The organism is Leptospira brenneri (genome assembly GCF_002812125.1).
GTDB lineage: Bacteria > Spirochaetota > Leptospiria > Leptospirales > Leptospiraceae > Leptospira_A > Leptospira_A brenneri.
This window is the reverse complement of record NZ_NPDQ01000008.1, coordinates 188,346-198,424: the sequence shown is the minus strand read 5'-3', so window position 1 is coordinate 198,424 and position 10,079 is coordinate 188,346. Positions and strand designations below refer to the sequence as shown.

Annotated in this window: 9 protein-coding genes; 3 read left to right on the top strand and 6 right to left on the bottom strand. The window is 38.7% G+C overall.

The window, feature by feature from the left end:
* Positions 1-336: 336 nt before the first annotated feature.
* From CH361_RS16885 to sthA, 5 genes are all read right to left on the bottom strand, one after another.
* Entirely contained in the window at positions 337-756 is a 420-nt protein-coding gene (locus tag CH361_RS16885; protein ID WP_100791988.1) for a hypothetical protein, read from the bottom strand.
* 620 nt (positions 757-1,376) lie between these two features.
* Complete coding sequence (locus CH361_RS16880) at positions 1,377-1,919, bottom strand: hypothetical protein (protein ID WP_100791987.1); 543 nt, start codon at positions 1,917-1,919, stop codon at positions 1,377-1,379.
* A gap of 78 nt (positions 1,920-1,997) precedes the next feature.
* Positions 1,998-3,044, bottom strand: coding sequence for a FecR domain-containing protein (locus CH361_RS16875; RefSeq protein WP_100791986.1), 1,047 nt, complete (start codon positions 3,042-3,044; stop codon positions 1,998-2,000).
* Positions 3,045-3,048: 4 nt separating this feature from the next.
* Positions 3,049-3,546: an RNA polymerase sigma factor gene (locus CH361_RS16870; protein WP_100791985.1), complete on the bottom strand. Its 498-nt coding sequence runs from the start codon at positions 3,544-3,546 to the stop codon at positions 3,049-3,051.
* Positions 3,547-3,670: 124 nt separating this feature from the next.
* Positions 3,671-5,074 (bottom strand): Si-specific NAD(P)(+) transhydrogenase, encoded by a 1,404-nt coding sequence (sthA, locus tag CH361_RS16865; RefSeq protein ID WP_100791984.1) that lies wholly within the window; start codon positions 5,072-5,074, stop codon positions 3,671-3,673.
* A gap of 175 nt (positions 5,075-5,249) precedes the next feature.
* On the opposite strand from sthA, the gene CH361_RS16860 reads away from it, so the two are divergent.
* From CH361_RS16860 to CH361_RS16850, 3 genes are all read left to right on the top strand, one after another.
* Positions 5,250-8,021 carry an adenylate/guanylate cyclase domain-containing protein gene (locus tag CH361_RS16860; protein WP_100792004.1) on the top strand — a complete coding sequence of 924 codons (2,772 nt, stop codon included), beginning with the start codon at positions 5,250-5,252 and terminating at the stop codon, positions 8,019-8,021.
* Positions 8,022-8,138: 117 nt separating this feature from the next.
* The gene (locus CH361_RS16855) at positions 8,139-8,774 is read left to right on the top strand and encodes a peroxiredoxin (RefSeq protein ID WP_100791983.1); all 636 of its coding nucleotides are present in this window, start codon (positions 8,139-8,141) and stop codon (positions 8,772-8,774) included.
* Positions 8,775-8,830: 56 nt separating this feature from the next.
* On the top strand, positions 8,831-9,247 hold the full coding sequence (locus CH361_RS16850; protein WP_100791982.1) for an OsmC family protein: 417 nt from the start codon (positions 8,831-8,833) through the stop codon (positions 9,245-9,247).
* 48 nt (positions 9,248-9,295) lie between these two features.
* Here CH361_RS16850 and CH361_RS16845 read toward each other — a convergent pair whose 3' ends face one another.
* Positions 9,296-10,054 (bottom strand): DUF547 domain-containing protein, encoded by a 759-nt coding sequence (locus CH361_RS16845; RefSeq protein WP_100791981.1) that lies wholly within the window; start codon positions 10,052-10,054, stop codon positions 9,296-9,298.
* Positions 10,055-10,079 lie beyond the last annotated feature (25 nt).

The following is a 10,079-nucleotide window of genomic DNA, read 5'->3' as shown; positions in this document are numbered from 1 at the left end:
TCGTTAACTTTGAATACCAAGGTTTTGAAGAAACAATCTTATGTTTGGATGCTATTTTTTTGAATCAAGTCGAGTTGCTCACTGCATCACGTAAGAATCTACAGAGAAATACTAGTCTTGCATATTGTATTGATATACTATCCATAAATCTGACCGGGTGATCATCTAATGCGCCTCGCCATTGGCTCCTGAATTGCAATCTAGAACAAAAAAGGCGAAAAATTAAAACGAAGAAAATTCGATTGTATTCTTTGTGAAGATTTTTGAATCCCCTTTGCTCTGGTTTGATTGGAGTACCAGAGAAAAGAGAATTCAATCGTAACTAGAGTTTGACTTTTAATTACATGTAATGGCAGAGGCAGCAATTCGGCAATTCACCGTTTGTTTGTCTATGCTATACGCAAACGATGTTGAACAAAGCGTAGTTCCACCAGCAGAAGCCTTAACTGAGTATGTTGCATTCGTTGAGAAACTAGACAAATAAAATTCAGACATTTTGGAACCTGACTCACTAAAACTAGAAGTTTTAATAGCTGTATCTGCACAATTTTCTGCGCTATGAACGGTGACAGTGTAAGTTCCTGCATTATTTACAGCACCAGTCGAAGCAGTAATGTATAAATTACCTTTGACAGTCGAGTTAACCAATAAGTAAGAACAAACAATATCTTCAGCACATGCGGTATCTTTTTTATCTTCGCAATTTAAAAGTAAAAAAGATACACTCAAAATAAACAAAACTTTAACTATTTTCATATAACCCTTTAATTAAAAAATTTTCTGTATGTAGGAATATAAGCTTAACAAAAATTAAAACAATTCCAACAAACTGTGATTAGCTTATTTTTCTAATCTTTAATGGTCAATGTAAATCAAAAATATAAGGTAAAATTCCCGAAGTACATTTGCTGTTTTTTTAAGAAAAAAAATCTAACAAATGCAATAATCTCAGAGTAGCGGTAGCCACTACTTTAAATTTTTTAATATTAATTTTTCAATCTATGCAATAAAACTGATACACTCTTTAGTCTGCAGACTTTTCTTTTTGTTAGGTGGAATCATCAATATTCTAATGCTTCCGTCCCCCCTTTGGTTTATTATTTTGGATTTAGGTGCGGCGTATTTACCAATGAGTTACCTTGGATGGTTCATATTCCATAAAATCCAGTAAGATTGGGTTGTTTCCTATATGGGAACGGAACTCAAACTATGAACTAATTTAAATAAAAACTTGGGTTTTGAGTGTCGGGCTTGAAGAGATTGTGGATTTCTGTTAGGTGTGGTTTTCGGAAATTTAGCCCACAAGCCCGCCTCCACCACCCAATTCAGGGCGGGGGCTCTTCGGGGGACATGAGACATAGTTTAATTATGTTGATTTATTTTCTGGCAGCGCTCACGCGTTTTTGAATTACCTCGTTCAGGACTTCCACAAGCTCTTGGAACTCGTCTCCCTTTCGAATCCGAATGGTTTCAATGGGTTCTCCTGTTGCCATCCTTTGCAAAGAACGTTTGATACTAAAAACGGGACCTGCCATTTTATGAGATTTAAAAACAGAAAAGACAGTAATCAAAAGTAAGTACAATACAGAAAGAGTCACCACTGCATCGAATTGAATGGTATACATATTCAACTGGTGGTCATAATTAGGAAGGTAAATCTCCCTAGGAACGAATTTCTCTTTTGCTTCGCCTGGTGCTGCATCCTCATTTTCAACGTTCCAAAATACCGTTTGCGCATCTTGGCGAAGTCGAAACACCGCGCCACCATCATATTTCGACTGGTTCAACCAGTAGAGAAAACCTAAAGTCACAAGCACCCCGGAGATAAACAAAAGAGAATAATGAGCTAAAAACTTTAACTGGAATTCTTTATCAATAAGGTAGTGAAAACGAAAGGTCTTTTTATGATTTTGTGGCATGATATCCTTATATCACCCAATGTGGGCTTCGAGATGAGACTCTCAGGAAATGACTATATTGTCAAAAACTTATAAAATTTAACGAATTTTTTCTGTTTCTAATATTTTTTGGATCGGGATTTCGATAAGACCATCCAATCCTTGAAAGTGTAAATGGGTTTCTGACTGACCTAGGATTACTCCGCGGAGTTCTGTGCCATCCTCCAATCGTACTAGTTCTAATCTTGCATGTTCTTCGTATAGCATCGATTCGCGAGCCAAAATCGTTTGGGTTTGGAAAGCTTTGAGTTCCTTATCCTCTTTGGGACTGACAGGTGTGGCTGAACTAGGCACTGGCTCCCCAAGTTCGATAACCGTTTGTTGTTTTGAAGTGAGTATCAGATCACCAACAGCCACTGAACCCTCTCGAACGGCAACAACCTCAGATTTCCCATCAAACTGCACACTAAATACAGTTCCTCTAACTTGAGTCAGATGCTCACCTGCTTGAACTACAAACTGGCTGTCTTTAGAAAGTTTGGAAACGGAAGCAAATAACTTCCCTTTTTTAACAGAAAACTTTTGTGACTGAGCTTCATTTGTTTTTTCGATTAAGTCCATCACCACTTCTGAATTGGGAGTGATCCGCATCCAAGACCCTGTTTCAAAGTCCAAATCAATTTGCGAAGAACCTTCTGTAATGACTACATCCCCAGAAGCCAATTGGTATTTTTTTACCAGAGGAACCGATAGAGAACTTCCTCTCGGAAGGACAGAAACTTTTCCTTTGACGGAAGATACGATGACTTTTAAAGGAGAGCTGGTTTCCTGGGTTGTTTTGGCTGCAGGGGCAACTGCAAGATCAGAATGGTTCGTTTCTGATGGATTTGAATTCATCAGAAAAACAAAAAACAACGCAGCGGCAAGAGAAAGCGTAGAACCTCCGACAACAGCAAGCCCTAAAGGTCTTCGAAAAAAAGAAACAACATTGGAATTAGAACTTTTTTCTGGTAGGTATTCGAATTGGATACTTCGTTTGGCAACCGTTTCCCAAGATGGGAACTCCCTTGTCTCTGTTACCTTTGCCGGTTTCCGTAAGAGCTCTTCCCATTTAGCGATTGTATGTTGCTTATCAAATTCGTTCATTGATCTAGTCCGGTACCAGGTTTTCTCTCTTCGCTATGGCTAATACCTTATCCGTGGCTTTAATCACCAAACGGGAAGCAGTAGAAACCGATACTCCTAAGATCTCAGCGATCTGCACTAGCTGAAATCCTTCCACATTCTTAAGTAACAAAGCAGAACGTTCTTCTTCCGACAATTCCCCTAAAAAAGAATAAAGTCGGTCTTCTAAATCCTGGTATTCTGCCTTGGTTTCGAGTTTTGGATTGTGGCTATGAAACTCAATTTCATCAGAAACAATCTCTCTCGTGGTAGAAAACTTTTTAGCATAATTAATCGACAAATTGCGAGCAATTGTATATAAAACCATGACGGACTTCTCTTCTGAGAGGCCAGCATTGCTATAATGCTTATGGAAACTGAGAAAGCTGTCTTGCATCAAATCCATTGCCGTGTCCGCGTTTTGAGTGTACTTGTAGAGGAAGTCATAAATACGCTTATGGCTTCTTTCATAAATTTGACTCATAGAGACAGCTTTGTCTGACACAATCTTGTATGTGCTGGTAAAACCGAGTCTCTGACAAGTAAAATCCCGTTCCCCTCTGTAAAAGTAAACAACCGGGGAAGGTCAGATTCTCATAAAACCAATATTATTTTTCTCTTAATAGGGCGTCATTCGCAGCATTTTTATAGGCTCCGATCATGGTGGGATAGTTAAAAATATGCTCGGTGAAGTACTCAATGGGAGCCTTGAGATTCACCACACATTGTCCGAGAGCAATGAGCTCTGTCGCCTTGTCCGAAATGATATGGACTCCAAGAACCCTTCTCGTTTGTTTATCAAAAATGATTTTTAAAAGACCCACTTGGTCCCCACTGATCTGAGCACGTGTGATGGTATCAAACCGAGCCATCCCCACTCCATAAGAAACTCCTCTCGCTTTGAGAGCTTCTTCGGTAGGGCCAATGGTTGCGATTTCTGGAAGGGTATAAATTCCAATAGGAAATTCTTCCGAATCTACTGGAACCGATGGATGACCAAACATATGCTTGGCGACGTATGCTCCTTGGTACATCGACACCGATGCTAAACTAGGAAATCCAATGACATCACCGCAAGCATAGATATTAGAAACATTTGTCTGGTAGTTTTCGTTGACTAAAATTTGTTTTCGGTCATTGGGGACAATGCCAACAGACTCCAAACCTAAATTGTCCACGTTCCCTAACCTACCACGAGAGATCAAAACTTGGTTAACACGAACCACTTCACCTCTGTTAGTTGTGAGTTCAAATCCTTCATCGTTCGGAAGTTTTTTGTAATTAGTAATAGAAGAATCAACATGAATAGAAATCCCCGATTGTTGCATGATGCGAGTCATTTCATTGGATATATCCTCATCCAAAAATCCAAGAATCCTACTTTGTGAATCAAAAAGATGTACTTGGACACCGATATGAGAAAAAATAGTAGCATATTCTGATCCAATGATCCCAGCACCCACCACAGCCAATGACGTTGGCATTTTTTTCATAGCGAAGAGTCCATCGCTATCATAAATTAATCCGTCTTCAAAGGGAATGTTTTCATTGGTAGGTCTACGAGGGCTACTACCCGTAGCAATTAAGATGTTTTCTGTTTCGTAGACTTTTTTCCTTCCTGCAGAATCTGTTACTTCTACATGGTGGGCATCGATCACCTTCCCCCAACCGGTGAGAGTCGTAACACGATTTTGAATCATTTGTTCCCGAGTCACATCCTCTTCTTTTTCAATGACTGTGGAGGCACGGAACATCAGCTCTTGTAAAGTTAGGGTTGCTGTTTGGGGAGATTGAAGGCCATGCAGTTTGGACAATTTTAAGTTCCGGTAGAACCGGCTTGTTTCTTGTAAGGATTTGGAAGGAATGGTTCCGTAATGGACACAACCACCACCCAAGTAAGGGTCTTTTTCTATGATGGCTGCTTTTTTTCCCATTTTGCTTGCTTGGATGGCTGCTTTTTGTGCGGCAGGACCGCCCCCGATGGCGAGTAAATCAAATCGATTGATGGACATTTGCTAAAAAAACAGTACCGACCAAAGCCAAAAATAGCAAGCAAAATTGAAAAAACAATCTGACTCAAGAAGTCTTTTCGTTTTTCACCTAACAAAGTAACAAATGGAATACAAAAAATCTTGCTTTGGAAACTCATAGTCTCATGTTTCATCCATCCCTATGGAATTCTTTAAAATGATTCAATCTGGACTTACCGTAGTCTGGAAAATTCTTTCCGAAGGAATTAGAGCCAAACTTGCTTGGTTTACGGGCACTCTAATTGCCCTAACTATCCTATTACTTTCCATCATCACCGTTCGCCAACAAACGGCAATCCTATCCGAAAGTTATGAAAAACAAGCAGCTGTTTCCAAAAATTTTATCGCAAGTTTGGTAATGGAGATTGAGAATATATCGCAAAACTTAATCCGCATTGAAGAATTTAAGTTAAGGATTGAAAAACAAAGGGAAGAACTCAAAAAATACAGAACCGCCAAAGTGGTGACTCAGAAAAAAACTGTTTCTGTTTTTGGATTCCAAACGAATTTATTTGGCTCACTGGGAACATCTAAAGTTGTAAAGAAAGTAGATACGTTTTTTTCCGTTTATCTCACAAAGGATGATGTAGATGTTTTAGAACGTGAAATTCGCCAACAGCTGAGAGAAGCATCCAATCGAAATATCAGTGAAAAAGAATGGAACACTTTAGTTCATCTTGCATCTTCTTATGTTCGTAATGAAGAGAAATATTTAGAAACACAAAAACAAACCCCACCTGAGGATCCAGAAGCAAAAACAAATTGGGAAACCAATGTTAAAAACCTAAAAAAAGAAATTCGAAATCATAAATCCCAACTAGACCTCTTCATTGCAAAGTTCTATGCTGATTCTAAGAAACGCAAACTAGAAGAACTGGGACTGGATACTCAACTTTTTAGAATCCAAACCTTCCCTCTTTCGGCAATGATCCAAGGAGAAACCTCTCTTGCTTCCTTTGATACACAAATCATTGATGACACTTCTCCACTAGCAAAGATTGATCAGTTCGACCAAATGGAAGAAAGTTTGGTAGAGTCTTTCCAACGACTCTCAAATGATATTTCTTCTCTTGATGAAAACGAAAAACAATATGTATATGAGTGGCAAGATAGAGAAATCCAAGCCCTCCACTCTCCCTTATTCCGGCACCAGAATTCAACAAAAAGAGCTTTTAACCTAAGTAGTGTTAAATCCAATTTAGGAGACTACCGAGAAGTCATCAAAGAAGACTATCGGATTACAGGCCAACTTACAGAACTCATTCCAAAACTGAGAGAACGTATCCAGGTTTTAAAAAATGCAAAACCACCTATCCCTCCAGCCAAGGACAAACTTTTCACCAGTTTTTATAAATCCTATAATGAACTCATTTCCGAGAGAGATAAAATTTTTGATGAGGTTACCCAAAACTATCCAATTCCTTTAGAAAATTGGGAAAAAATTGAATCACTAAGGAGTTTGCGTGATGTCACTTTGGAGGATTGGGTTTTGATGAAATTCAAAACAGATCCCACCGAATATGAACGTTATTACCAAGACCCTGATTCTAGAGAAATTCAAAGGAATCGCTGGAAGGCCATCCGTAAATGGATTAGTTCTGCCGAACAAGAAACACCCACAAAAGAATTAAAAAAACTTTTTCCCGATGGGAGTTTTGGCCATTCCCGAAGTGAATCCGAAGAAATCATGTGGAAGTTAGATGGAACACATCTTTTAGAATCAGAAAATGTGCCCAACCTAGTATTACGCGATAACCTCTCTGGACTCATCCGCACCCTTGTGGATAGAACTGATGGAATTCGAGCCATCAAAGACAACAGAAATCAAATTGTGTTCACCGCCATAACGATCTGTTTGGTGGCGATTGTCTTTGCTATTTTTATTTCAGGTGTGGTAGTTCAAAAAATTAGAAAGATCATTCGTAGTGCGGAAGATGTAGGTCAAGGAAATCTCAATGTTCACTTCGATGATGGTGGGAATGATGAATTTGGAAATTTAACAGTGGCACTCAACCAGATGGTGTCGGGATTAAAAGATCGGGAAAAAATGCGTGGTGTCCTCGGTAGTATGGTAGACCCAGTTGTGGTGGGGGAAGCTCTCAAAGATTTAGAAAAACTAAAACAAGGAAGTGAAAAGATCATCACTGCTTTCTTTTCCGATATCGCAGGATTTAGCACCATCTCTGAAAAACTAAACTCCAAAGAACTCGCAGATTTACTCAACGAATACTTATCTGCTATGACCATCATTCTCAAACAACATGATGGTGTTTTGGATAAGTACATCGGAGATGCAATCGTTGGAGTTTTTAATGCCCCACTCGATGTAGAAAACCATTGTCTGAAAGCAGTTTCTGCCAGCGTTGCCATGCGGGACAAACTGGAAGTTTTAAAAACAGAATGGATCACAAATCATAAATACATCCCGGAAGCCCATACGATGAAGTTCCGTATTGGACTAAATATGGGTTATGCGAAAGTTGGATTTATGGGAACGGATGCTTTAGCTTCTTATACCATGATGGGAGATACAGTCAATTTAGCGGCTCGTTTGGAAGCAGCAGGAAAAGATTATGGTGTCAGCATTTTAGTTTCCGAATATGTTCAGGATGAAATCAAAGATCATTTTTTTACAAGGAAATTGGACATTGTTCGAGTGAAAGGGAAAACTAAACCTGTCACCCTTTACGAAATCAGGTGTAAAAAAGGAGAGGAGACGGAAGAAGATCGTCACTTTGTGGAGACCTATGAGGCAGCCCTTTTCTCCTATTTAAACCGAAAATTTGAAGAAGCAGGCAAAAAATTCTACACCCTTCTCACCACAAACGGTGATGAAGCCTGCAAACTCCTGTGGGAACGCTGCCAATACTACCTCGAAATTCCCCCAGAGCCAGATTGGGACGGGGCTTTCACCAGGACGAAAAAGTAGGAAATCTGCGAAAAATTTCAATAAACTGGAAATTTCATCCAATAAAGTGTAACAAATTCTTGCCTTTTTGGACAAGATTTTTAGAATTGGAATAACCGATCTTACAGGAGACTTACCATGGCACTACGTTTAGGCGACGAAGCACCCAATTTTCAAGCAGAAACCTCTGAAGGCAAAATTGACTTTCATGAATATTTAGGACAAGGTTGGGGGATTTTATTTTCTCACCCCAAAGACTACACTCCAGTTTGTACAACAGAACTTGGATATGTAGCCAAAATCAAACCTGAGTTTGAAAAACGAAATGTGAAAGTGCTCGCACTTTCTGTTGACCCTGTTGACAGCCATAAAGGTTGGATCTCTGATATCAACGAAACACAAGGAACTACAGTAAACTACCCTATCATTGCCGATGCAGATCGTAAAGTATCCAATCTTTATGATATGATTCACCCCAATGCTAGCGAAACCACTACAGTTCGTTCTGTCTTTGTTGTAGGACCAGATAAAAAAGTGAAGTTAACCATCACTTACCCTGCGTCCACAGGAAGAAACTTTGATGAACTTTTACGAGTGATTGATTCTTTACAACTCACTTCACAGTTCAGTGTGGCAACTCCTGCTAACTGGAAAGATGGAGAAGACACAATCATCGTTCCATCTGTTTCTGATGAAGATGCAAAGAAAAAATTCCCTAAAGGGTTTAAAACGATCAAACCTTATTTACGTTACACTCCACAACCAAATATGTAGTTTTTAAGATAGCGGGTCTTTGGCCCGCTTCGTTTTGTTTTTTTAGTCTAAATTTTATGAATATCAAACTGAATCGCATTGAATCCCCTTATGTTTTAGAAGCACAGAACGAGTCCGGTAATTCCATCCGTATTGATGCCTCGCCAGAAATCGGTGGAAAAAATTCTGGTCCAAGACCTATGGAACTTTTGATTATGGGCCTTGCTGGTTGCAGTAGCATTGATGTTTTAATGATCCTTGCAAAACATAGAATCGAAGTAAAAGACTACTCAGTCGAAGTCGATGCCGATAGAGAAAAAGTAGAAGAAGCCAATCTTTTTAAAAATATCCATATGAAATTCAAAATACAAGGTGATTTTAAAGAAGAACAAGTTCGACGTGCTATCGATCTCAGCTTAGAGAAATACTGTTCTGTTGCCAAAACATTAGAAAAAACGGCAAAAATCACTTACGAATTTGAACTCATCACATAAAACTTAAATCCATCTCTCCCGAGATCTTATAGTTCGATCTTTAGCTTTTTATTTTTGTTCGTTCAAATCCCAATTGTATTCGTTATAAACAATTTTGGCATCTGGTTTGATGGTTTCGTCAAACCCTTCTTGCAAATATTGAATGAGAGTTGTTTTTTTAGTAAAATCTGTCTGGAACCAATTAAAAATCTTACTTAAGTACAAAGTGTTCGTTACTTTATCATAAGAATTCTTTTTTGGATTCTTTAGAAACCCAAGTTTTGCTTGTTGGAGTTGTTTCTCTAAAGCGTTGGGAGTATAGGCCTCGGAAACTAAATTAGGACAACCAATCGATGCACAAACGATGGCAAAATGAATTCTTGGTTCATTAAAATCCTTCCGCAGTTTTTCATGTTCAATCCAATCCAAATTCCTTGATTTCCCAAGAAGAGAAAAAAAATCTTTTTTCCAAGGAATTCCTCGGGCTAAATTGATTTTTGAAAAAGGGGTTCCAATATCAGTAATACTCTCAATCGGATAATGATCTAAAATCAATTTCACGGTGAATGCATTGTATGCGTTGATAAAAAACCCAATTTTTTCTTTTTCCGTAAATCCTTGGAACTGTGTCTCGGAAACTTTCGAAAGGGATTCTAAATACTGACTTAAGGAAACTTCTTCAGACTTAATTCCTTTGTAAGAGACTAATCCATTTTTAACATGTTTTTTGACAAGGGAGTCCCAAACACTATGTTTATGATCAAAACTTTGGGCAGAAGCCCCTTGGTATAAACCAATACAAAGGAAAACAATACAAAACTGTTTCATAACACCACCCGTTAATTTAGACAGA